The 23,320-nt window shown below is 53.1% G+C and carries 16 protein-coding genes; 5 read left to right on the top strand and 11 right to left on the bottom strand.

What is annotated here, in order from left to right:
• Nucleotides 1–4: 4 nt before the first annotated feature.
• The 4 genes from A7983_RS22500 to A7983_RS22480 all read right to left on the bottom strand — a co-directional run bounded on the left by A7983_RS22500 (nucleotide 5) and on the right by A7983_RS22480 (nucleotide 6,812).
• Complete coding sequence (locus A7983_RS22500; protein ID WP_005970823.1) at nucleotides 5–1,345, bottom strand: anaerobic C4-dicarboxylate transporter; 1,341 nt, start codon at nucleotides 1,343–1,345, stop codon at nucleotides 5–7.
• Between the two features lie 947 nt (nucleotides 1,346–2,292).
• Nucleotides 2,293–4,971, bottom strand: coding sequence for a TonB-dependent receptor (locus A7983_RS22490; RefSeq protein WP_005970821.1), 2,679 nt, complete (start codon nucleotides 4,969–4,971; stop codon nucleotides 2,293–2,295).
• Between the two features lie 278 nt (nucleotides 4,972–5,249).
• A complete protein-coding gene (locus A7983_RS22485; protein ID WP_005970819.1) occupies nucleotides 5,250–6,203 on the bottom strand; it encodes a FecR family protein in 954 nt (317 codons plus the stop codon).
• A gap of 99 nt (nucleotides 6,204–6,302) precedes the next feature.
• Nucleotides 6,303–6,812 carry an RNA polymerase sigma factor gene (locus A7983_RS22480; RefSeq protein ID WP_005970817.1) on the bottom strand — a complete coding sequence of 170 codons (510 nt, stop codon included), beginning with the start codon at nucleotides 6,810–6,812 and terminating at the stop codon, nucleotides 6,303–6,305.
• A gap of 250 nt (nucleotides 6,813–7,062) precedes the next feature.
• Here A7983_RS22480 and A7983_RS24195 point away from each other — a divergent pair, with 250 nt between their 5' ends.
• From A7983_RS24195 to A7983_RS22465, 4 genes are all read left to right on the top strand, one after another.
• Nucleotides 7,063–7,218, top strand: a complete 156-nt coding sequence (locus tag A7983_RS24195; RefSeq protein WP_005970815.1) for a hypothetical protein — start codon at nucleotides 7,063–7,065, stop codon at nucleotides 7,216–7,218.
• Nucleotides 7,219–7,337: 119 nt separating this feature from the next.
• A complete protein-coding gene (gene patD / locus A7983_RS22475; RefSeq protein ID WP_005970813.1) occupies nucleotides 7,338–8,762 on the top strand; it encodes an aminobutyraldehyde dehydrogenase in 1,425 nt (474 codons plus the stop codon).
• A gap of 320 nt (nucleotides 8,763–9,082) precedes the next feature.
• Nucleotides 9,083–10,489, top strand: coding sequence for a putrescine aminotransferase (ygjG, locus tag A7983_RS22470; RefSeq protein WP_005970811.1), 1,407 nt, complete (start codon nucleotides 9,083–9,085; stop codon nucleotides 10,487–10,489).
• Nucleotides 10,490–11,340: 851 nt separating this feature from the next.
• The gene (locus tag A7983_RS22465; protein ID WP_005970809.1) at nucleotides 11,341–13,002 is read left to right on the top strand and encodes a methyl-accepting chemotaxis protein; all 1,662 of its coding nucleotides are present in this window, start codon (nucleotides 11,341–11,343) and stop codon (nucleotides 13,000–13,002) included.
• A gap of 241 nt (nucleotides 13,003–13,243) precedes the next feature.
• On the opposite strand, the gene A7983_RS22460 is transcribed toward A7983_RS22465, so the two are convergent.
• Nucleotides 13,244–14,230 (bottom strand): class I SAM-dependent methyltransferase, encoded by a 987-nt coding sequence (locus tag A7983_RS22460; RefSeq protein WP_005970807.1) that lies wholly within the window; start codon nucleotides 14,228–14,230, stop codon nucleotides 13,244–13,246.
• A gap of 119 nt (nucleotides 14,231–14,349) precedes the next feature.
• On the opposite strand from A7983_RS22460, the gene A7983_RS22455 reads away from it, so the two are divergent.
• Entirely contained in the window at nucleotides 14,350–15,288 is a 939-nt protein-coding gene (locus A7983_RS22455; protein WP_235778045.1) for a helix-turn-helix transcriptional regulator, read from the top strand.
• Between the two features lie 133 nt (nucleotides 15,289–15,421).
• On the opposite strand, the gene A7983_RS22450 is transcribed toward A7983_RS22455, so the two are convergent.
• From A7983_RS22450 to A7983_RS22425, 6 genes are all read right to left on the bottom strand, one after another.
• Entirely contained in the window at nucleotides 15,422–16,882 is a 1,461-nt protein-coding gene (locus A7983_RS22450; RefSeq protein ID WP_005970803.1) for an AMP nucleosidase, read from the bottom strand.
• Between the two features lie 129 nt (nucleotides 16,883–17,011).
• On the bottom strand, nucleotides 17,012–18,790 hold the full coding sequence (locus A7983_RS22445) for an ABC transporter permease subunit (RefSeq protein WP_005970800.1): 1,779 nt from the start codon (nucleotides 18,788–18,790) through the stop codon (nucleotides 17,012–17,014).
• Nucleotides 18,791–18,827: 37 nt separating this feature from the next.
• Nucleotides 18,828–20,336 carry an ABC transporter substrate-binding protein gene (locus A7983_RS22440; protein ID WP_005970798.1) on the bottom strand — a complete coding sequence of 503 codons (1,509 nt, stop codon included), beginning with the start codon at nucleotides 20,334–20,336 and terminating at the stop codon, nucleotides 18,828–18,830.
• 10 nt (nucleotides 20,337–20,346) lie between these two features.
• Nucleotides 20,347–21,594 (bottom strand): MDR family MFS transporter, encoded by a 1,248-nt coding sequence (locus tag A7983_RS22435; protein WP_005970796.1) that lies wholly within the window; start codon nucleotides 21,592–21,594, stop codon nucleotides 20,347–20,349.
• 86 nt (nucleotides 21,595–21,680) lie between these two features.
• On the bottom strand, nucleotides 21,681–22,499 hold the full coding sequence (locus A7983_RS22430; RefSeq protein WP_005970794.1) for an ABC transporter ATP-binding protein: 819 nt from the start codon (nucleotides 22,497–22,499) through the stop codon (nucleotides 21,681–21,683).
• Complete coding sequence (locus A7983_RS22425) at nucleotides 22,496–23,314, bottom strand: ATP-binding cassette domain-containing protein (RefSeq protein ID WP_172645138.1); 819 nt, start codon at nucleotides 23,312–23,314, stop codon at nucleotides 22,496–22,498. Before A7983_RS22425 ends, A7983_RS22430 begins: the two co-directional genes overlap by 4 nt.
• Nucleotides 23,315–23,320: the final 6 nt, after the last annotated feature.

The raw sequence follows: 23,320 nt of genomic DNA, 5'->3' as shown, positions 1-23,320 counted from the left end.
CCGATTACAGGAAGCCGTACATCGCGGCAAACACCCAGCCAAAGACGCAGGATGTGCTCACACCAATCAAGCCAGGAAGAATGAAGCTGTGGTTGATGACGAAACGGCCGATTTTGGTGGTGCCGGAGCGGTCAAACTGGATAGCAGCCAGATCGCTTGGGTAGGTCGGCAGAATATAGTAACCGTAGCAGGCTGGTGCAGACGCCACGATATACGCGGGATCGACCCCGATAGCCAGCGCAACAGGGACAATCGCCGCCAGTGCTGCCGCCTGTGAGTTAACGAACTTGGACACGATCAGCAGGATAATGGCGTAAGCCCACGGATAGACCTTAACCAACGACCCTAGCGTGGCTTTGATTTCTTCCAGATGCGCGCCGAACATGGTTTCCGCCATCCAGGCGATACCGTATACCGCGACGATGGCAATCATTCCTGAACGGAACACTTCATTTTTCGAGATCGATGATGGATTGGTTTTGGTGGCGATAATGATGATAGCGCCGGAGAGCAGCATAAACATCTGAATCACCAGCACCATCGACAGCGGCTTCCCAGCAAAGACCGGACGCAGCTCTTCAACGGCACCCAGAATGGCCACCGCACCGATTGTTGCCAGAAAAATCCACATCGCCACCCAGTTACTGCACGGCAGTTTTCTGTCTAGCAGCGTGGCGGTATCGCCATATACATACTGTTTGTTTTCTGGATCGGCGATGAATTTCTGGAAGTCGGTATCTTTGTCCAAATCCTTACCGCGGAACCAACTGAAAATCCCTATCGCCAGAATACCCAGCAGGGTAGAAGGGATGGTAATAGACAGCAGGTCGAGGAATCCCAGATGTTTACCCTGGAAGGTGAAATTAGCCAGCATGGCAACCAGCGAGACAACCGCGACAGAAACCGGGCTGGCAATAATCCCCATCTGTGCGCCGATTGAACTGGCAGCCATCGGCCTTTCAGGACGAATATTATTCTTGATGGCGACATCATAAATAATCGGCAGAATGGTATACACCACGTGGCCCGTACCGCACAGGATCGTCAGAATACAGGTGACAAACGGCGCGATAATCGAAACGTATTTCGGGTTGCGCCGCAGCATACGCTCTGCGAGTTGTAGCATGACATCCAACCCGCCCGATGCCTGAAGCGTTGCCGAGGCGGCGACCACGGCAATAATGACCAGCATGACGTCAACAGGGGGTTTACCCGGTTGCAGTTTAAAGATAAAGACCAAAATAACGAGTCCGACCCCGCCTAATAAACCCAGCGCGATCCCGCCTTTTCTTGCCCCATAAAAAAGGCAGATCAAGACAATGACTAATTGAATGATGAAGTCCATAGTAGCCCCATTGCATTGCTTTATACACGTCATACTTCAAGTTGCATGTGCGTTGGCTTCGGTCACTCACCTGAATCACTTACTTGAGTAAGCTCATCGGGATGAAATGAGAGACATCCTGTCTCTCACCGGAGGCCAGCCGCTGGCTGGTCAAATTCGTTCCCGACAAATTTGTCCTTCTCTTGCCGCCTGCCTGAAACTCGAATTATTTAGTGTATGTAAGATGAATTGATTAGTTAGAATTAAAATAAGTGAGTTTTTACTGCGGGTACTATATGGACGGGTTGTTATTTATTTTCTTGATCTAAATCTATTAATTTTTATCTTTGTCCTCTTTCCTGAAAATAAAAGATCTCGCTCGCAATAATTATATCTTTTCGATTACTTTAGTTTTTTAAGTGTAACTTTAATTTATTAATGGGTGCTTAAAGCTTCGGCTGGCTGGATTGTTAATGGTTGATAGGTTTTTTTTTTAAATAATTAAATCCTTGTTCTTATTTTGTTGTATTTTGTGCTGTTTTATTTTTTGTTTTCGTTAACGCTTACCACGAAAAATCGTATCTAGATGTTAATTAATCTACCTCTAACGGGGTATTTTTTCATATTCTGTTGTTTTTAAATGATTAGTTTAAAAAATGAAAAATGAATCCCTATTTATCAATGAAGTCAACGTCTGGCCACTGCGGTATTGTCGGAAAATAAAAATAGGCACGTTGACGCTATCCATTGCAGGAATATAGCTGACTTGTTTTTTGTTTTGTTTGCCTTAGATGCGAAGGGCAATGCTACTTTATAGTATGATTGGTTATTAATATAAAATTTCTGTGGTTTTTTTAGCATATCTGGATGCCGGATATTTTCCCTCCAAAGCAGAATATGATCGAATATCAGCATGCCAGTGGCCATTCTCTTTGTTTTCCTGCTTCCCATATTGGGAAGCAGGTAAATCAGAATCGGTATTCCACCCCAGCCTGCACCGTTCTCCCTCGGCTTGGTGTGTAACCGAGTGATTCGCCATAGCTCACGATGTAAGTACGATTAGCCATATTTTCGATGGAACCGCGCAGCGTCAGGCTGTCAGTCAGGCGATAGCTGGCGTACAGATCGTAAACTTCATATTTAGGCCAATCGGCTAAATAGGCGGAGTTGGCTGGCGCTGCAGTGTCCTGATAGCCCGGAGCAAAACGCATTGTGACACCCATATCCAGCTTGCGATCGAAGATGCGCGTCCCCAGCGTGACAGAGCCGCGATCGCCGGGAAGATAGGCCGCGTTGCTGAATAACAGCGTTTTCTGGCAAGAAAAGTCACTGGCCGTGGTATCGACAGGCGTGGAGTAATAGTTGCCTCTGGAGCCGCCAACCGTCGTGACGCCACCCATCCAGGCTACCGGCGCACAGAAATCGTTATTGCCGATCATGTGGGTGTAGGTTGCATCGACATACAGAAACCCCGCGTCGTAATTAAGTTGATATTCCATCCCGCGGAAACGGCTCTTCACCAGGTTATTCTGGAACACGGAATTACTGAGCGAATAGCCGTTATAGCCCGGTTTGTTGCGTGCGCCGTTCAGGCTGATGTAGTTGTTTATCCGGGTGTCAAAGTAGGACACTTTGGTGACCAACCTGTCGCCATCCATAAGCAATTCGGGCTTCTGAATATTAAACCCGACCTCCCAGGCGCGTGAGCGCTCCGGCTTGAGGTTAGGATTCGGATACAGGTAATAATTGCCCGCGCTGTAGGTACCGTTGGCGAAGGTTTCACTGACTGACGGCGGCCGCCAGGACAGACCATAGCTGGTGAATAGCTGTAGCCATTCAACACCGGGTCGGACGCCAGCAAATAGCGTAGGGGAAAGCTTGCTGTGTTCGTCATCGACATTCCAATCCTGCGTGGTGGTCACGAACGGCGGGCAAAGTGCGATCGATCGTGCCGTGCAGGGATTGGTGCTGGTATAGGGAATGTCCCGATAGCTGATGCTGGTGGTGCCGCGTAGCTGGTAACGATCGTAACGCAGGCCGCCTTGCAGCGTTACCCATTCGTCGTAGGCATAATTCAGATTGAAGAACTGGCTGACTATCGCACGGTTCCCTTCCGGGGTGGCGTTACTGGCCGTGCTATTGGTACTGTCCGTGGTGATCTTGTCGTAATAAAAATCCAACCCATAATCGGCTTTTAGCTCGTGTGCGCCCCGCTGCAACAGCGTCGATGTATTTTGCGCCTGCACCCCGTAGGTGCGTAATCGCGTGCGCTCGTGATACGCACTGGTATTGGAAAGAGCATAGTTATCGGTGTTGTTATTGGTATCGGCGTAATAAATCTTGGTCTTCAAATCCAGCCAGCGCTGGTTGTCTGGTTTCAGGCTGTAATCCAGCGCCGTACTGCGCGCCATAATATTACTGTGCCCGCTAGCTCTCCATCCCAGATCAGTATTGGTGAGATTGGATAATGTCCCTGCGTTTTCGGAAGACGTCTGCGTTTGCATATAGCTGAGTTGGAAACGCTGGTTGGCGGGGAGATTCCAGCCGACTTTCGCCAGCCGTGAGCGCATGGTGTAGGCTGCACTGCTCACTTTCTGATGCTTTAGGTTATCCGCCCACGTTGCGTAATTACTCGAATTACCGGGAATACGGATATTCCCGAGATTGCCGTCGTTACCCGGCCAGTAGTCGCCGAGATGGCGTTCGCTGGCACCCACCAGAATATCGCCGCTTTCGTTGCCGAGCGCGATGATGCCGCTGCCGATAAAATGTGTCCCGTTGTCGCCCGTGCTGGCGTGCAGTTTTCCGCCCAGTTCTTTACCCGGTGCCAGAAAGTCGTGGGCGCTGGCTGTATTAAAGGTAGCGACGCCGCCCAGTGTCCCTGCGCTGCCCATCACGTTTGTCGCGCCTTTTTCAACCGTGGCACCGGAGAGCAGCTCTGAGTCGATATACATCTGCCCGTTGCGCTGGCCGTAGCCGGTTTTTTGGAAATTCTGTCGCACGCCATCAATGTTCATATTCACGCGACCGAAGTCCTGTATCCCGCGAATGTTCACCGACAGTGAAGGATCTTGCTGGCTGACGCTGGAGTACACGCCAGCGGATTGTTCCAGCATATCGGCGGCGTGGCGAGTGGGGCGGTTATCCAACTGCTCGCGTGAAATGACGCTGATGGCGCGCGGTTGTTCGTAGATCCAGTCGCCCGGATTGGCAACGGTGAATGCGCGTACCGTCATGACATCGTCTATTTTTGCGGTATCGACATTGGCTGAACGAGGCCGTAGGGTAATCACGCCGTTGTTGCCGATCTGAAAATCAACCGGGTTGGCACCGATCAACTGACGCAGTCCCTGGCTAGGTGTGAAGCGCCCTTGAAGCGCGCTGGCCTGCATATTCTCGAGTTTGACGTCAGCAAAAAAGACCTGTAGCCCGGCCTGTTCGGCGAAGCGGAGCAATGCGCTGCTCAGTGGTTGCGGGCTGATGGAAAAGGTAACGCTTTGACGAGCCGATTCCTGAACGTTGGCGGCCTGTGTCTCTGCTTGCGCAGAGTGGTGCGAACTCAGCAGTGAGAGTGCAATGCCAACGGCGAGAGAAAGGGGAGTGAGTTGTAACAAACGGATATCTTGCTGTCGTGTTTTTTTTAACATTTTTTGCCTGGTCTACCGTCAGTTAAATAACTAATAAACATTAATAAACAAAAGGATAACTAACCCTTTCGTCATTAATGGAAATGATAATAAAAATCATTATCTAAATATGAAGACGGTTGAGGTAACAGAACCCGTAAAAAAATATTAAAAATTTTTTCACCGGTGAGTTGCGGCATTGTAAACGTCGTGGTTCTTGATGAGTGCTCACCACTCCCGAACGGCATTGCAGGAGCGGTAGCGAAAGGAAATACCAGAGGGGGGAGAATCGGTATAGATCAGTACAAAATAGTGACGCCGGGCAGCGAAACGGTTTTGGCACCCAGTTCAACGGCCATGGTTTGCAGCGCGCTATCCAGTTCGTTAAGCGAAAACATGCCGCTGACCTGACGTTGGCGCAGTGCTGAACTAGGAATGACGATCGTACCAGCGCGGTACTGATTGATTCGGGCGATCACAATAGCGAGCGGCTGTTGATCAAATATCAGCAGGCCACGTCGCCAATCGCCACGCTCGCGGCTATTCCAGCCGGGAAGACGTGTCATACCTTGCTTGGTATAGCGTGCGGCCTGCTCTTCATCAAGCCGCAGCGTTTGTCCACCTGTGGTTACCTGAACGCTGTGCTCCACCACGCCGACCGTCGTTGTCTGTGATGCGTTTTGCACAATAAATTGTGTGCCCAACGCCTGTGTCGTTCCCGACGCTGCATCGACCAGGAAAGGACGTTTTTCCTGCACATTCATCGGGGCAACGGTGAACCAGGCCGAACCTTGCAGCAACGTGACTCGCCGTTCCTGCGGTGTGTAGGCAAGAACAATAGCGCTGCCTGCATCCATATCAACCTGGCTGCCGTCCGGTAGCGTAACCTGTTTAACCTGATGATCCGCGTGATAGTCTGAGCGCAGCGTGATGATGCTGTCGGAAATCCACGTCGTGCCAAGACTGAAGCCCAGCAACAATAAGGCCGCGATTTTCCACTGTGTCACGCGATTGACGCGTCTGACGGGCAATTTGGCTACCGGTTGTGGTTGCAGCACCTGTTTTTGCTCGGCGCTGAGCGACCCTAACTCATGCCAGAGCATCCCTGCCTGTTCCAAAGCCTGGCGATGGCGGGGATCCTGTGCCAGCCAGCGCTGGAATGTCAGTTCCTGTTCATCGTCCAGCGGCGCTTCGGCCAGACGTATGGCCCATCGTGCAGCCTGTTGATGGATTTCAGGGGGATAATCGTTCATGTTATAGGCCTAGAGTGGGTAGGGTCTCTAAATAAGTAGACGTCTGAGGGCAATAAACCCGTAAATAATTTGTGATTATTTCATTATTGGCGACTATTTTCATGAGGAGCGGATCGTCAGCATGGCATGCAGAGCCATAGCAAGATGTTTCTCAACGGTGCTGAGGGAAATATCCAACTGCTGAGCAATTTGTGCCTGCATCATGTGTTCAAACCGGTGTAGGTGAAATATCTGCTGCGTGCGTTCAGGCAATGTTGCCAGTACGTTTGCCAGACGCTCCAGTTCCTGTTGAGCGATCGCTGCTCGATCGAGTTGGGGAGTGGCATCCGGCAGAGAGTCCAGCGTCGTATCCACGTCGTCAACACACGCGGCCATCTGCCAGCGCTGCTGGTGGCGGACGTGGTCGAGCAGCAAATTATTGGCTGTTTTATAGAGATACGCTTTCTTGTCGTCTACATCATCCTGCTGCTCCAGCCGTTGTGCCAGCCGTAAAAAACTCTCTTGCACCAGATCTGCCGCTGTTTGAGGGTCGCGCAGTTTATGATTGAGATAGCGTTCTAACCGTTCTGCATAGTGGTTGAACAGCATTCTGAGTTCAGACTCTGACATGCCAACGTCCCGTCAGGTGACCTTCCCGCCGACTCTGCGGCAACAGAACCCCTTTCCCTTGTCACGGTGCGTAATACTGTCCGTTGACGTCGACGGGGTAAGGCCCTGAATAATAAATATGATGTAATTGATAATTATTATCACATATGACGAATCGGAAAGCAGTGTTAAATCTTCTTCAGGTTGGCGGATTTTTGCCGTCGACTACACTTATCTTTGTCGACGTATTATTTGATTGAGAGGAATGACGATGAAGGACGATCCTAAAGAGGTGACGGTCAGCGAAGGGCTGGCAAAGGTGCATGAAGCGTCAGATCAACTGACGGAAGAAGAGATTGAAGCGCTGGCAGAGGAAGCGAGACAGGCCGCGACCCAGACGAAGAAAGCGTCGGGTAACACGCCTTAGTTTGATGCCACCTGTAGCAGAACGGATTGACTATTAACATAACGTGGCAGGTTTTTTGCACAGACATTTTGCAGATAGTGATGAAAAACACGATCGTTTTCTCTCTGTAAGGAAAATGTATGCATGACAAATTACTGATAGACGGCAAGCTGGTCGCGGGAAACGGCGAGGCATTGGCGGTATTCAACCCCGCAACGGGAGAGCAAATTACCGCCATTGCGCAGGCCGATCTGCACCAGGTTGATGCAGCCGTTCTGGCCGCAGAGTCCGCCTTTGCACACTGGGGACAGACCACGCCGAAAACCCGCGCGACGCTGCTGTTACGGATTGCCGATGCCATTGAGGAAAATGCTGAGGCGTTCGCCGAGCTGGAATCACTGAACTGCGGCAAGCCCTATCATGCGGCGCTGAATGATGAAGTGCCGGCGGTGGCGGATGTCTTTCGCTTTTTTGCTGGTGCGGCGCGTTGTCTAAGCGGTTCGGCGGCGGGAGAGTATCTGGAAGGGCACACCTCCATGATACGGCGCGATCCGGTTGGCGTGGTGGCGTCCATCGCCCCGTGGAATTACCCGCTGATGATGGCATCGTGGAAGCTGGCACCGGCGCTGGCGGCGGGAAACTGCGTGGTGTTGAAACCGGCGGAGCAAACTCCGCTGACGACATTCTATCTGGCACATTTGCTGGCGGAGATACTCCCTGCTGGCGTGGTGAATATCCTGTTCGGGCGTGGCGCGGACATCGGTGATGCGCTGACAGGGCATGAGAAAGTAAATATGGTGTCGCTAACCGGTTCGATCGCGACCGGATCACATATTCTTGCCCATACGGCGGCCAGCGTAAAACGCACGCATATGGAGTTGGGCGGCAAGGCACCCGTGATTGTGTTCGATGATGCAGATATCGATCAGGTCGTTGATGGGATCCGTAGTTTCGGTTTTTACAACGCAGGGCAAGACTGTACCGCCGCCTGTCGGCTGTATGTGCAACGTGCGATTTACGATGAGGTTGTTGGAGCATTAGGAAAAGCGGTGGCAACGCTGAAAATGGGCGACCCGCATGATGAAACGACCGAGTTGGGGCCGTTGATTACGGAGCCGCAGCTTGAACGTGTGATTGGCTTTGTCGAACGCGCCAAAGCGCTGCCGCACATCACGGTCGTGACCGGTGGCGAGCGGGTGAAAGGGCAGGGATTCTATTTCCAACCGACGGTGTTGGCAGGCGCGAAGCAGGAAGATGAAATTGTTCAGAAAGAGGTGTTTGGCCCCGTCATCTCGATTACGCCGTTCGACGATGAAGCGCAGGTGATTGGCTGGGCGAATGCCTCGCATTACGGGCTGGCTTCGTCGGTTTGGACGCGCGATATCGGGCGAGCACACCGTCTGGCCGCGTGTCTTCAATACGGTTGTACCTGGGTGAACACCCACTTCATGTTAGTCAGTGAAATGCCGCATGGTGGACAGAAGCTATCCGGCTACGGCAAAGATATGTCGATGTACGGGCTGGAAGATTACACCATCGTGCGTCATATCATGATCCGGCACTGAGATTATCCACTCTGCCGCAAGCGTTATGCTTGAGAAGCAACGTGATCAAATAGCGAGTTCGTCCAACCTAGGCGCGCCCCAAAAGAGGGCGCACCGGGCAAAAGCGGAGCAGCGTAAGATACGCAGAGTGCCTTCACACTGGCATCCACTATGTCAGTTGGTTATTAATTTCAATATTTAGTATTTAGTTCAATTTATCTACTGGGTTTTTGGTTTAGATCGAGTTTTTGTATTTTATTCTGATTTTGGGCGGGCGATTGGCGTGTTATGTGCATTAATTAAATTGGCATCACGTGATGTTCGTTTTCAAGGAGCGCATTTTGTCCAGATCAAACGCCCACCTTAACCCGCTAGAGTGTACTCAGCAGGCACTGCACTGGATTCATAGTGACACGCTATCCCACGATGACATAGCGGCACTGAATCGAGAAGTTTTGAGTTGTTTTCGTGAATACGTCAACCCGGGTTTTCTTGAATACCGAAAATCTGTCACTACCGGAGGCGATTATGGCGCAGTCGAATGGCGCGCCAGCGGCCCAAATACGCTGATTGATACCCAAGGAAATGAATACCTGGACTGCCTGGGTGGTTACGGCATTTTTAACGTGGGGCATCGTAACCCTAATGTTATTGCTGCCGTTGAGAGCCAGCTTGCCAGACAGCCACTGCACAGCCAGGAACTGCTTGACCCGCTGCGGGGATTGCTGGCAAAAACATTGGCGGCGCTAACGCCGGGCGATTTGAAATACAGCTTCTTCTGTAATAGTGGAACGGAATCGGTGGAAGCGGCGCTGAAGTTGGCGAAGGCCTACCAATCGCCGCGTGGTAAATATACCTTTATCGCCGCAACTGGTGCCTTCCACGGGAAATCACTCGGCGCGCTTTCCGCTACCGCCAAACCCGCGTTTCGTCGTCCTTTCATGCCGCTGTTACCCGGCTTCCATCATGTTGCTTTTGGCGATATCAGCGCCATGCGCAAGCAGGTTCAGCAATGCCAGAAAACTGGCGATGACGTTGCAGCCATTATCCTTGAACCCATTCAGGGCGAAGGCGGCGTGATTGTGCCACCGGAAAATTATTTGCCTGCGGTCAGAGCATTATGTGATGAAATCGGGGCATTGCTGATTCTGGATGAGGTGCAAACCGGCATGGGGCGCACGGGCAAGATGTTCGCCTGTGAGCATTATGGCGTGCAGCCTGACATTTTGTGTCTGGCGAAGGCGCTGGGTGGCGGCGTGATGCCGATTGGCGCAACGGTGGCGACGGAAGCCGTATTCTCCGTACTGTTTGAAAATCCCTTCCTGCATACCACCACGTTTGGCGGCAATCCGCTGGCCTGTGCGGCGGCGCTGGCAACGGTCAATGAACTGCTGACGAAAAAGCTGCCAGAACAGGCGGCAATCCAGGGAGCATTTTTGCTACGGGGCTTACGGCAACTGGCGGTTGAGTACCCTCAATTGATTATTGAAGCGCGCGGAATGGGGTTGTTACAGGCTATCGAGTTCAGGAAAAACGAGATCGGCTATGCCTTTGCGAAAGAGTTATTTCAGCGCAATATCTTAGTTGCGGGTACTTTGAACAATGCTAAATCGGTCAGGATTGAGCCACCGCTTACCATCACACGCGCGCAGTGTGTCCGCGTGCTGGAGGAAGCAAAAGAGGTACTTAAGAAGCTCAGTGGCACACTGCCTGATGAAAATAAAATGAAGGAATATGCAGTAGAGTGAAAAACGAGACGGAAACACGCCGTACCCTATTACGCTCATCCCGAAAACCAGTCAGCTCTCACTGACTGGTTTTTTGCATTGATGGGCATCAGTGGTCTGCTTTTATGTTTAAAATCTAATTAGTTCATCAATGTTACACTATATCTAAGGCCTCACAACGTCGTGGTATGGACACTATTTTGATGCACTCTAAACTATTAGCCTTCTAACTTATAAATTAATGTTAATTAATTAAAATCGGAACTTCTTTTCTGATAGAAAAAAACGATCGAATAGAGGGGATTGAACGGTTTAATGATCGTTATTTTCGATCGATCTTCTATTTATGATAGTGTAAGGTTATAGAACGTAGTTGGTTGACTCTCTACGTTGTTTTTATTATTCCATAACATTAACTAAACGTAGCGGGCGCCAAATTGGGTGAGGCGAAAAATGAAAACAGAGCCATCATTTTAGAAATGGTTTGCTTTAAATTATTCGCGTACATCGTGTGATGCTTAGGACGAAATAAAAAGAGGGGCGAGTTACTTTACCAGGTAAACAATTTCAGTAAGCAAGTTCTGTCAACATTTATATAATTTTAAAGCTATATCCGCAATAATTCGAGTTGCAGGGATTCAGTGTGCACGCGGCTTGAAGTGTTACAGGTATATCTATGGCTAAATGAATTTCTTATGCCAGTATTCTGCCTCATGTATCTAAAAATAAGAAATTTAGAGGGGCCAGGGACCCTGTTATGATAACGATTCGCTTTACCGTTTGTCGTATTTTGTTTGATAAACAGTAGGTAATATGTCTATCAATCGCAATAGGGTAAAACTTTTGTAAAAATGTAAAATTCTGGTGTTAACATGGATTTATTTAAAAATATAAAAATTGGAAATCGGCTTTCTCTAGGGTTTGGTGTGTTAATCATATTGACACTCATTTTGTCATCAGTGGGCTACTATTTCATGAAAAATATTGGTGCCGAAGTCGATGGGATTACTGAGGACAGAATGCCAAAAGTCGATATGGTGCGTGATATTCAAGATATATTAAATACCAATGTTCGCACATTACGCGATATTATCCTCCTTCCTGGGGATAAGGTTCAGGAAAAGCAGGCTCTCAAGGCGATCATCGTAAAAACGACCCATTCGGCTGGTGAAATATATAAAACCCTCGATAGTCGTATCAACGCGGGAAAAGGACGGGAGTTATTTAATCAACTTATCGATATCAGAAAACAGTATAGCCTGAGTATTAATAAAGCCGTTGACTATGCGATGGAAGGTGAGGATGCGCTGGCTACCGAATTGGTGTTTGGCGATATCGCCACTGTCCAGTCGCTCTATTTCACCAAGCTCAGCGAGTTAGCTGCGTTACAGGTATCGTTTGTTGATCATTCCAAACAGGCGACGAAAGAATATATCCACGATGCGCTGTTGTGGATGTTAGTGCTATCGATCTTCTCCGCTGTTTTAGGCTGCTTTACTGCCTGGCTGTTAACCCGAAGCGTCACCGGACCGTTATCTATTGCACTTTCTTCTGCGAAGCGCATCAGTGTGGGTGACTTGAGTGGTTCTATTGTCGTCAATAATCGCGATGAGACCGGCTTGTTGTTAGAGGCAATGCAGGAAATGCAAGCGGCGCTGACACGAATGGTGGTTGGCGTTAGAAACAATGCAGAGAGTGTTGCCACCGCCAGTATGCAGATTGCTCAGGGTAATGCTGATTTGTCATCACGGACCGAAGAACAGGCGAGTGCGCTGGAAGAAACGTCTTCGACCATGACGCAATTAGGTATGACGGTAAAAAATAATGCCGACAATGCCCGCCAGGCTAATACGCTAGCCCAAAATGCGAGCACCGTGGCGCTTCAGGGAGGGAATGTTGTCAATGACGTAGTGGATACGATGAAGGCCATTAATGATAGTTCGCGCAGCATTGTCGATATTATTAACGTCATCGATAGTATTGCGTTCCAGACGAATATTTTGGCGCTTAACGCCGCCGTTGAAGCTGCCCGAGCGGGCGAACAAGGACGGGGGTTTGCTGTTGTTGCGGGTGAAGTGCGTAACCTCGCGCAACGTAGTGCAGAAGCTGCTAAAGAAATCAAAAATCTGATTACTGCGAGTGTTGAACGCACCGAGCGTGGTTCTGTGCTGGTGAATAAAGCAGGGGAAACGATGCAGCAGGTTGTGGAGTCTATCCGGCAGTTGAGCGATACCGTATCAGAGATTAGCTCCGCCAGTGCTGAACAGTCGACGGGAGTCGAACAGGTCGGTATTGCCGTTAGCCAAATGGATCAGACAACACAGCAGAATGCCGCGTTGGTGGAGGAATCTGCGGCGGCAGCACAAAGTCTCAAGGAACAGGCGGATCAACTTGTCAGAGAAGTCTCGGTGTTCAAAATAGCGAACTATGGACTCTCAACACCGAAGCCAGCAACGCAGACTCTCTCGCTTGCCAGGCTCCCAGCGTCTGCCAGTGCATCAGCCTCAGGTGCATCAGATTGGACAAGTTTCTGATATAGATGCTCTAAATAATTCGAGTTTCAGGACAAGACGTTAATGTTTTGAAGACCACAGATGCAACTTGAAGTATGACGGGTATAAAAATTATGGCTGCCAGCATGTCAGGGATATATAAGAAATAGGGAAGTATAATAAATAGACAGTGTCATAAAGGTTTTACTTGCCAGTCAGCACACACTGACTGGCTTTTTGCATCTGTCTCTCCGCATTTTCGCTACGCTATGGCGTACCGCTATTACCTGTGTTTACGGGCAATCAGGACATTTAACGGCGCCATGGGAAATGCCTGATGACGTCGGGTTTCGACAGAGGTAAAACCCGCCTTCAATAACCACTGTGTAAGTTGTCCTTCTCGTGTGACGTGGCGTCCACTCATTTGCATCGGCAGATAAAACGGCAGAACCGGAGCAGCGGCGTTGGCTTCTTCGCTAATTTCTGCCTGTGCGAGGACCAGCGTTCCCTCTGGCGCGAGTGTGTGGTAAAGCGTTGCCAGCATGGCGGGAATGTCCTCGATAAAATGCAGGAAGGAGGAACTCCAGATCAGATCGTATTTTTCGCTGGGAAACGTCCCGCCTTGTGCTGACACTCGTGCGGATAACCCGGCATTGTCGATATTACGCTGTGCCACGGCAGCGGTTTGCGGCAGGTCATAGACTGTGCCGGAGATCTGCGCGTGGCGTAGCGCCAGCGTAATCGTCACCCAGCCGGGGCCACCGCCCAGATCGAGAATGTGCCTGATTTGTGGGAAATCCGGCAGGCTGGAGATCAGTTGATCGGCAAGGTCTGCGGTTACCGATCGCTGCTCCTGCGCGATTTGCTGTTCTGCCGCGTTGGCCCACGCCGCATCGCGCGGTAATTCGCTCAACTGTGTGGGCAGCGGCTGGTGCATTCCGTCGCGGAGTCCCTGACCAAACTGGCGCAGGCTGGTGAGGCGAAAACGCCAGGCATCACCCAAAAAGCGCGGACTGCTGCGACAGAGCACGGCTGCGCTGGCGGATGCGGTTCGATAACTGCCATGATGGCGCGTCAAAAGCTGCATACTCCATAGGATCTCAAGCAGAAATCCGGTTTTCTCCGGCTGCCACCCCAGCGCTTCCGCCAGTTGTTCCGGCGTGGTGGCATCCTCCAACCGGTCGAAAATCTGCTGTTCTAGCGCCAGATGTAAAGCGTCGGCTTTCACGCTGCTGGCGGCAAGCTGCCATAGTGTCTCTAGTGGGTTCATAAGCGATCTTTCTCATGGATGGTCAGTCGATAGGGAATATGCTATCTATAAATGAGAATGGTTATTATGTTCATTGTTATGCGAGACGGCGTTTTTCATATGCAAAACGGCGAGGGAAGATGATGCAAAGACAGCGACAGAGGCGAAGTGAAAAACCAGCAGGCGATCGGTGCTGTGCGAGTGAGGTTGATATCTCAGGTGCACGTCGCACTTTGCCAGGCGATATTGGTGAATGCTGGTCGGATTTCAGCCGTATTGATGCCGGTCTGTCGTTAGCGCGCTCGCAATACCGGCCACGTCGTGCATGGGTGGAGGAAACCCACAATCCACATTCACAGCCAATGCTGGTTATGACGTTTGCGCTGGCAGGGGAGTCGGCCTATTGCGACAGCAGCGGCTCACAGGTCTGGTTTCGTGAGCAACATGTCACTATCACGACGTTTGGCTCCTGTGTGGGCGAACGCCGTTATCAGGCTCAACCGCATGTCGATCAGTTGCGGCTGCTGGTAGAGAAAACAGCGGCGGCACGCTATTTTGGTTCGGCCTGTGCGGCACAACTGTTCAGTGACGATGACGTGCGACTGCACGCGTTTACATCGGTATCTTCGGCCAGTCAGATTCATGTCAATGCGCTGTGTAGTGACGCCGATCCGCTGAATCGCCATATTCATGCCTTAAGCCTGCTGTCACAGTATCGGTATATCCTGCAACCGAAAGACAGGCGTGACGCTATTCATCCACAAGAGCGAGAGCAGTTGGAGCAGGTATGTTGCTGGATGCGGGAACATCTGCCGGAACCGCTGACGCTGGCCTGCATTGCGGCGCAGGCGGGCATGAGTGAATCCCGACTCAAACTTGGGTTTCACCGTTGTTTCGCAACTACGCCGGGGCAGATGCTATTACGGATGCGAATGGAGCGCGCGCACCAGCTACTGGAGTTGGGGTTTCAGGTGGCGCAGACGGCCTGGCAAGTCGGCTATCGGCATCCCGCTAATTTCAGTCTGGCATTTACACGCTATTTCAACCGTAACCCGAAAATGATTGCGGCGCGTAAGTAGCCTATCTTGCTGGCGTTAAGATGGGCGCTTGAACGTCACTCTTTGCCGCTATCAAGAAAGTGCCACGGACGTGGCGGCCAGTTCAGGCGAGCGCATAAATGCGGTCGCCTGTCCTAACCAAAAAATCATGCGATTAGCGGAACGGTGGCTCGTTAAAGGTGCGGAGCTTGCGCGAATGCAGCTTGTCGCTTTCCGCCCTCAGCAGGTCAATAGCGCAGATGCCAATCTGCAAATGCTCCGAAATCGCCCCTTCATAGAAACGGTTCGCCTGTCCCGGCAGTTTGATCTCACCGTGCAACGGCTTATCCGAGACGCACAGCAGCGTACCGTAAGGCACACGGAAGCGATAGCCCTGTGCGGCAATTGTCGCGCTTTCCATATCCACGGCAACGGCGCGGCTAAGATTAAACCGCAGGGCGGAAGCGGCGTAGCGTAGCTCCCAGTTGCGATCGTCGGTGGTGACAACGGTGCCAGTGCGCAGGCGTTGCTTCACTTCTTCCCCCGGCATACCGCTGACCATCTTGGTGGCGTCGTACAACGCGCGCTGCACTTCGGCGATGCTGGGGATCGGGATATCCGGTGGTAAAACAGCGTCCAAAACGTGATCGTCACGCAGATAAGCGTGTGCCAGTACGTAATCGCCAATAGACTGACTTTCGCGCAGGCCGCCGCAGTGGCCGATCATCAACCAGGCATGCGGGCGCATTACCGCGAGATGATCGCAGATGGTTTTCGCATTGGATGGCCCGACGCCGATGTTGACCATCGTAATCCCTTTACCCTGACGAGGAATCAGATGATAGGCGGGCATCTGGTGGTTCTTCCAGGCCAGATCGGACACCGTCTGCTCGGGGTTTGGCGTCTCGGCGGTGATATAGATGCCACCCGCGCAGGACAGCGCTTCATACGGGCTAGCGGGATCGGCAATTTGCGCACAGGCCCAGCGCACAAACTCGTCAACATAGCGGGTATAGTTGGTGAAGAGGATGAACGGTTGAATGTGTTCTACGGGTGTGCCGGTATAGTGACGAAGGCGGGCCAGCGAGAAGTCGGTACGCAGCGCGTCAAAGTGCGACAATGGCGATGTAGTGGTGGCATGATACAGGCCATCAGCCGTCTCGTCTCCAATCTGTGACAGCTCCGTGGTCGGGAAATGTTTCGCGATGCCAGCGCTCATGGAACGGTCAAGAATCAGATCGGAACCGTCGAGCACGTAGGGAAACGGAATTTCCTGCTGTGACGGGCTGACTTCAATAGTGACATCATAATCTCCCTCTAGCAGCATCAACTGTTCCGCCAGATAAGCGCGCAAAAACGTAGGACGGGTGACGGTGGTAGAATAACTGCCGGGATGGGTAAAACGCCCATAGGCACGATGGCGCGGATGCCCGGTCGATTCGCCGTTCCAACTCACGCGTAAGGCGGGGTAGGAAAATAACCCGGCTGCACGCGCGTTGGCATCGGGCAGCGTACCGTGGTTGATGAAGTCTCCGATGGCGTCGCGCAGTGCCGAGACGGCATCATCATACAGCGCTTCCAGTTTATCCAGAGCCTGAGTGACGGTGAGGCTGATGTGGGATTCGCTGCTATGCATGTTCTCTCCTTTATTCACACTCTTCATATTTTGTACTTCGGCAGAGGTTAGCTAACAGCGTAACTGAAGATGCATTGACCCGCCATCGTCAAATCTGGCGGGTAAGTGCTCATGAAGTGAAGCGTGCGGCTAGTGCTTGTGGCGACCGGAGAGATTCGCTGCGCTCACGGCCAGTATCGACAGCACGCCGAGTGCGGCAGCCGGTGCCAGCACACCCCAGAAGGCGCGTTCGATATACGGCATACCTTCTGCCAATACGCGTCCCCATTCCGGCGTCGGCGGTGACGCGCCCAGCCCTAAAAAGCCGAGCGATGCCAGCGCCAGCGCGATGCCAGGCAGTCGCAGCATGGCGTGGCGGAAAAGCGGACCAGCCAGCGCGGGCAGAATATAGAACAGGCTACGCCGTATTGATCCTATACCGAGTATCGGCAACATTCGAATATAAGGGCGCGCATTAATTTCAGCGACTAGCGCTGCCGTATGGGCCGCGAGTGGCGCCCAACTAACCGCGATGACCGCAATCGCTGCACCCGTTGCCGTTGGGCCATTGACGGCGGCAACCAGCAGTCCGGCGATCACCGGTGGCAGGGCGTTGGTGACTTCAATGGGGCCGGTGAACAGACGTGGGAACAACCCGACCAACAGACCAATCGCGAGACAAGCCAGCGACACCGCCAGCGCTAACAAGCAGGTATTCAACGTGCCGTGTGCGACGCGCGCCAGTAAATCACGCCCCATGGCGTCTGCGCCAAAGGGTAGCGCGAATGAAGGCGGTTGCAGGCGCAAAAAGGCGGAGGTAACGGGATCGCGCGGCAGGCCAGCGAGTAGCAGAAGTGCCAGCAGCAGTACGCAGACAATCGGCAGCCAGATGGCGTGACGAGACACGGGACTACCGCGTTCTTCCGGCACGGGCATCGCTCCGCTGCGCAGTGCGCGTCCGAGAATCAGCAGCCGCACACCGCCAGCCACCATGCCAGCTAGCGAGGCAATAAGGAGTAAGATCAGCACACCGACTTGCAATGCGGGGAGATCCTGCGCGGCAGCGGCACCCAGAGTGGCGCGTCCCAGACCAGGAATGGCGAACACTTTTTCGACGGCAATCGCGCCGCCAGTCAGCGATACCAGTACCAGCCCGACCAGCGGCATCACGCTGGGCAGCGTGCGTTTCATCACCGCCAGCGCGATATGGCGACGGTTCACCCCCGCGACGCTCCAGGTCGTTAACCAGTTCTCACTAAAAGTGGCGGAGAGCGCATCGGCAATAATCCGGCCAAGGTAACCGCCTGCTGGAATACCGAGTGCCAGTGACGGTAACACCGCGTAATGTAATCCTAACCAGCCATAGGGCGGAAACCACTGTAGCCAGACAGCACCGACGATCAGCAAAAACGAGGCTAGCAGGAACTCGGGCAGCGCGGTAAATAAGGCAGCAAACAGACCACCTGAACGGTGAATATGACCACGAAGTCCCTGCCGAAAGGTAGGGACGCACAGCACGGTGGCCAGTGTGAAAGCCACCAGCACCGAAGAGGCCATCAGCGTGAGCGATACGCCTGCCGCCTGCAACATGCCTGGGAGCACGGGGCGACCAGAAACCCAGGAGTTACCTGCATCGCCGTGCAATAGGCCAGTCAGCCAGTTCAATAGCAACTGCAACGGCCCTTGATCCAGCCCGAGCGACTGACGAATCGCGTTTAGCGTTTCCGCCGTTGCTTCCTGTTCACCAGAGCGAGCACGCAGCAATGCCAGCGCCGGGTCCTGACCGGATAGCCACGGCAGCATACCAATCAGCACCACAATTCCTGCCAGCGTCAGCAGTCGCGAAAACAACGGGATCAGCACGCCATATCGTGGGCGTTGCGTCTGGTTAATGTTGGCACAGGTGCGGCAGTACAGCGATTCGCTCATAAACTTGTCATCTTTCTGGTTACCGATGCGTTACCCGTTATTTCGCCGCAGCAATATGCGTGGCTGCGTTGATCAGCGTGCGTTCGCGTGGGTCGCGCAGTGCGTCTTTTATCTGTGCGCCTTCACCCTGAATGACGCGTTCATGCAGCATGGGGATCGCGGCATCACTGGCAAGGATCAGATTTTCTGCCTGCATAATGGCCTGACGGCGTGCTTCTCCCGCGGGAATTGCAGCCGCTTTTTGCAGCGCCTGATCGATTTCTGGGCGGCATAATTGGGCGATATTGAATGACCCTTCACAGGCAAAATCACTGTACAGATAAGCAACGGGATCGCCGGAGTCTAGCACCGTTGCACGCGATAAAATAAAGGCGTCAAACTTGCCTGCCAGCGCGTCGGATTCAATCTGCGCATACTCACGGACGACCTGTTTCACCGTAAATCCAGCGGCGGTGAGTTGCTGTGCCAGATAGACCGCGACTTCAGGTAGCTCGGCGCGATCGCTGAAAGTGGCTAGTGTGATGGTCGCACCTGCGGGTGTACCGGCTTTGACCGGATTCACCACGGGCTGGCGCAGTTTGGCAGCCCATGGTAGCGCAGGACCTAACAGACCTTGCGCGACATCGGCACGCTTCTCATACACGTTATCCACCAACTGCTGGCGATTGATCGCATTCCGCACGGCAGCCCGCAGCGCGGGATCTTGCATCACGCCATGACGCGTATTCAGATACAGCGTATTGGTGCGCGGCATTGGGACTTCATGCACCAGCGATTGATCCAGCAGCGGAGCCTGAGAAACCGGAATGGCTTCGACAATATCTGCCGTGCCGGTACGTAAGGCGGCAGCACGTGCTGTACCATCGGACACAAAGCTGACATCAATACCGCTGGCCTGTGCTTTCTCACCCCAGTAGCTGTCGAATCGATCCAATACCGCACTGCTGGTGCCCGTGACGCTACGCAGAACGAATGGGCCGCTTCCGGTGTTGATCGGGTTGACGACATGATTTTTACCGTAAGCATGCATGGAGAGGATCGCCAACTGCGGGCTGGATAAACGCTGTGGCAGCAGCGGGTCTGGTTTCGCAGTGGAAACGATAACGGCGCTATCGCCATCGGCTTTTACCGTTAGCTGCACGCCGTCCAGAATGCGCGGTTTGGGGGCGGCGGTGGAGGCCACGGTGAGCGCATTCACTACCGTGGCGGCGTTTAATGTGGTGTTGTCATGAAAATGGACGTTCGGACGCAGTTCAAAACGCCAGGATTTATCATCGATCTGCTGCCATTTCGTCGCCAGCGCGGGCTGGGCTTCCCCGAGTTTGTCGAGCACCACCAGCGTTTCCGCCGTGCTCCAGCGCGACAGTTTAAAGGCGTCATCGCTCAGCGGCGTCAGGCCGGAGCGCGGTGGTTGGAGCATCGCCAATTTAATTCGACCGTCATGATGTGAGGCGTGGTTTTCTTCCGGTTCATTGAAGCAGCCTGAAAGTAGCAACGTGGCTGACAGCAGGCCGGAAACGGGCCACAGGAGGTTACGACTCTTCATCAGTCTATCCTTATCCATTTATGGTTGAAGCGGATTTAAACGGGCGGCAGATAACCAGCATAGCTAGCGAGCTGCACAAGGGTACGGCGGCGAGCAGCACCCACGGAATGGCGGCCTGTGGCGATGGCGTCAGTGCACGATCGAGCTGACTACCGAGTATAAAATTACCGACCAGTACGGCAATGCCGCCCATTGATGCCAGTGCGCCATAGTGCGCACCCAGATTCTGGTGATTAGCAAAGCGGGGAATGAGGTCCATCCCAACAGGGACGATCAGCATCTGCCCCAGCGTCAGCAGGGTAATTAATGAGATCGCTGGCAGCAGACGTTGCCATCCCTCAGGCGGCGTACTGGAGGCAAACAGTGCGACGCTAAGGAATGAGGCAGCCAATAGCGCGAAGCCCAATGGCAGCATGCGTGCCGCACCAATCCGGCGGGCAAAACGCGCCAGCGGGAGCTGTAGCCCGATCACCAACAATGAGGCCAATACAAACAGCGGGCCGAGATCTTTCTCGCTGCTGCCGGAGCGATGCAGTTCAACCGGTAGCGCCAGATAGAGCTGGTTGTAGCTGAACAGGTAAGCGCTATAGGCGATGATGAATGCGACAAAGCGACGTTGGCGGAAGGTTTCCCACCATGGGGCGATGTGCAATTCGCCTTGATTTCGCTGTGTCGGTGGCAGGCTGAAAAACAGGATAATAAGCGCGACAACAAAGACGCCAGCACCCGCAAGCGCTACGCGCTGGAATCCGTACCCGGCCAGCACAGATCCGAGCAACGGCCCCAATACGGCACCCAGCTCGCCGCAAATCGCAAACAGGGCGAACCACTCGGAGCGGCTACGTTTTCCCTCTTTTTCACTTTGCGTACCGGCCTGTGCCATCAGCGCTTCAATGGCGGGAGAGAACAGGGCACCGCCAACGCCAGTCAGGCAGGCACCGAGGATGATCGGCCACAGCGAGTCGCCTAGCGCCAGCAGTAAATAGCCGCTGATGCGCACCACACAGCCGCACAGGATAATCACGCGGGCGCCGAAGCGGTCCGCCAGTGCGCCGCCGACTAAAAACATGCCCTGCTGAGAAAAGGTGCGTAAGCCAATCACTATCCCGATAGCCCAGCCGGACAGCAACATGTCGTCGCGCAAGAAAATAGCCAGAAACGGCACAACGGCATAAAAGCCAATGTTGAAAACAAGCTGACTCCCCAGAAGCAGCGGAGGGTAAGGCCGTGGGCCGCGGTTGGCGGTGAGGTCTGACATTTAATCATCCGTTTAAAAATCTCCGCGATGGGGAGATGTGTTATTGACGTGGTATTTTATTTTGTAAAACGTGTGTTTTTAGCGAGCTAATAGCCGGAGGCTGACAGCCCAGGCACGGCCTGCAATAAACGGGCGGTGTGAGCCTGTTTTGGTGAAGCCAGCACCTCGGCGGTGGGACGATCTTCAATAATGCGCCCGCTATCCATGACCAGCATCCTGTCGCACAGGCCCGCGAGCATCGAAATATCGTGCGATACCATCAGCAATCCCATCTTGTTTTGTACAGTGACCTGTTGCAGCAGGGTTTTAATCTGTTCGCGCAGCGGCAAATCCAGGCCGCTGACGGGTTCATCCGCCAGTAAAAAATCGGGACGAATAATCAGCGCTCGCGCTAGCGCGACACGCTGTGCCTGCCCACCGGAAAGTTGCCCTGCGGCATTGTCCAGCAGCGTTGTGCTGAGTTCGACTTGTTCCATGACGTCGCGTAGGCACGCTGATACATTTTCACCAGGACGCAGGCGCTTCAGCGGCTCAGTGAGAAGAGCGGCGACGCGCTGGCGTGGAGCGAGCGAACCTGCTGGATCTTGCGGAATATATTGAACGCGGCGGCGATACCAAAGCAACGAACGTACCGAACCGGGTTTAATCAGGTTACCGTCGCAGTACACCGTGCCACTCTCCGGTGCTTCAAGGGCGAGCAGCGTTTTCAGTAATGTGGATTTACCGCAGCCCGAGGCACCGACCAGCCCGACGCGCTCGTGACGGTGTAAATGTAGCGACAGATCGTGGAAAATCGCGCTGGCAGGATCGGCCTTTTGCCACGGTAAACGTGACGCTTGGCGATAGCGGCTGACGTGCTCAAGACTTAAAAACGGTGAAGGAACCGCATGCAGATGGTGATTCATCCGGCAAGCGCTCCGGCAACGGGTAACACATTGGTGGATAAAATATTGTCAGCGCGACGGGCGGCAGCCACCAAACGACGGGTATAGGGATGCTGTGGTGCATTCAGTAGTTGCAGCATAGTACCGGATTCAACGATCTGACCATTTTCCATCACCAGACCGCGCTGGCAGAGTTGGGCAGCGACGGCGATATCATGCGTAATAAACAGCAGTGCAGGTGCATCCGGCTGCGCGCTACGTTCCTGTAAGACCCGTAATACCTGTTGCTGAGTGATGACATCAAGCGCGGTTGTGGGTTCGTCCGCGACCAGCAGGCGAGTTTTGCCAAGCAGCGCGAGGGTAATACAAATACGCTGACGCTGACCGCCGGACAGTTCGGCAGGGTAGCGCTGCAATAGGTTGGGAATATCGTCCAGCTTCATGGCTGTCAGAAGCGCAGCAAGCTCAGCGGAAGAGGGCGTTTTCAACGCCAGCGAGAGCTGTTTCCCTAACGGCATGAGCGGATTAAGCGCTGCCGCAGAGTCTTGAAAAACGGCAGATACTCGGCTGGTATGCGGGCGCGCCAGCGCTTTCAACTGACTGACTTCTTCACCATTGACCTTAATACTGCCGCTAATCTGGCAACCTGTGGCTGGGGTACCGATCACGGCTTTGGCGGTGAGGGATTTACCGGAACCCGATGCGCCGAGTAAACAGACTCGTTCGCCTGCGAACAGCGTAAAGCTGATATCGCTGACTTTGGTTTCACCACCAATAGACAGGCTAAGGTTCTCTACCTGAAGAATGGCGTCTGTGTGTCTGTCCCAACTGATCATGGTTAA

The sequence above is a fragment of the Pectobacterium wasabiae CFBP 3304 genome (assembly GCF_001742185.1).
GTDB lineage: Bacteria > Pseudomonadota > Gammaproteobacteria > Enterobacterales > Enterobacteriaceae > Pectobacterium > Pectobacterium wasabiae.
This window is presented reverse-complemented; position numbering and strand designations above follow the sequence as displayed.

What these genes read in the sequence shown, in the direction of transcription:
- A7983_RS22480 (WP_005970817.1), bottom strand. Translation starts at nt 6,812, where the DNA reads ATGTCAGAGTCTGAACTCAGAATGCTGTTCAACCACTATGCAGAACGG.
- A7983_RS24195 (WP_005970815.1), top strand. Translation starts at nt 7,063, where the DNA reads ATGAAGGACGATCCTAAAGAGGTGACGGTCAGCGAAGGGCTGGCAAAG.
- A7983_RS22450 (WP_005970803.1), bottom strand. Translation starts at nt 16,882, where the DNA reads ATGCATAGCAGCGAATCCCACATCAGCCTCACCGTCACTCAGGCTCTG.
- A7983_RS22445 (WP_005970800.1), bottom strand. Translation starts at nt 18,790, where the DNA reads ATGAGCGAATCGCTGTACTGCCGCACCTGTGCCAACATTAACCAGACG.
- A7983_RS22500 (WP_005970823.1), bottom strand. Translation starts at nt 1,345, where the DNA reads ATGGACTTCATCATTCAATTAGTCATTGTCTTGATCTGCCTTTTTTAT.
- A7983_RS22460 (WP_005970807.1), bottom strand. Translation starts at nt 14,230, where the DNA reads ATGAACCCACTAGAGACACTATGGCAGCTTGCCGCCAGCAGCGTGAAA.
- A7983_RS22465 (WP_005970809.1), top strand. Translation starts at nt 11,341, where the DNA reads ATGGATTTATTTAAAAATATAAAAATTGGAAATCGGCTTTCTCTAGGG.
- A7983_RS22485 (WP_005970819.1), bottom strand. Translation starts at nt 6,203, where the DNA reads ATGAACGATTATCCCCCTGAAATCCATCAACAGGCTGCACGATGGGCC.
- A7983_RS22430 (WP_005970794.1), bottom strand. Translation starts at nt 22,499, where the DNA reads ATGAATCACCATCTGCATGCGGTTCCTTCACCGTTTTTAAGTCTTGAG.
- A7983_RS22455 (WP_235778045.1), top strand. Translation starts at nt 14,350, where the DNA reads ATGATGCAAAGACAGCGACAGAGGCGAAGTGAAAAACCAGCAGGCGAT.
- A7983_RS22435 (WP_005970796.1), bottom strand. Translation starts at nt 21,594, where the DNA reads ATGTCAGACCTCACCGCCAACCGCGGCCCACGGCCTTACCCTCCGCTG.
- patD (WP_005970813.1), top strand. Translation starts at nt 7,338, where the DNA reads ATGCATGACAAATTACTGATAGACGGCAAGCTGGTCGCGGGAAACGGC.
- A7983_RS22490 (WP_005970821.1), bottom strand. Translation starts at nt 4,971, where the DNA reads ATGTTAAAAAAAACACGACAGCAAGATATCCGTTTGTTACAACTCACT.
- A7983_RS22440 (WP_005970798.1), bottom strand. Translation starts at nt 20,336, where the DNA reads ATGAAGAGTCGTAACCTCCTGTGGCCCGTTTCCGGCCTGCTGTCAGCC.
- A7983_RS22425 (WP_172645138.1), bottom strand. Translation starts at nt 23,314, where the DNA reads ATGATCAGTTGGGACAGACACACAGACGCCATTCTTCAGGTAGAGAAC.